The sequence below is a fragment of the Paraburkholderia sp. BR10141 genome, assembly GCF_056155635.1.
On record NZ_JBMIQH010000138.1, the window covers coordinates 1 to 570 of the forward strand.

The 570-nt window shown below is 66.8% G+C and carries 1 pseudogene; it reads left to right on the forward strand.

From position 1 onward, the window contains the following. Positions 1 to 570 (forward strand): annotated as a pseudogene (locus tag ACOJB8_RS41200) (two-component sensor histidine kinase); the annotation flags it as partial.

Genomic DNA, 570 nt, shown 5'->3' on the forward strand with positions numbered 1-570 from the left:
TCAAGAAACGGCTGAAAGAATCGATCCAGTTCCGTCTGTCAGTCGCGCTCTCGGTTGCGATCCTGGTCGTCGCGACCGCGGCGGCGGCCTTTTCGTTCTCGTCGGCGTACGTCGAGGCACATGAATTCCAGGACGACGTGCTGCGTCAGATTGCGACGCTGCTCGATCGCCAGAGCGCGCCGATGCCTGCTTCGCCGACCGGCAGTGCCATACACACGCCGGAGAGCGACGAAGCGCCGCGCGTGATCGTCGAACCGCTGAAACGCGACGGGGCGCCGCTTGCTGCCGGCGACTGGCGACTCGCCGGTGCAGCGACGCTGCCGGACGGTTTCCATACGCTCGATGCGGACGGACGGGCGGTGCGCGTGCTGATTCACACGCTCGCGAACGGCGAGCGTATCGCAGTCGCCCAGGATGCGGGCGTGCGGGATGACACCGCGCGCGAAGGCGCAGGGCGGACAGCGATGCCCCTAATCATCCTGCTGCCGATTCTGCTGCTGGTCGTCGCCGATCTGGTACGCAAGATGCTGCGGCCGGTCGCGTCGCTGTCGGCCGAAATCGACGCGCGCA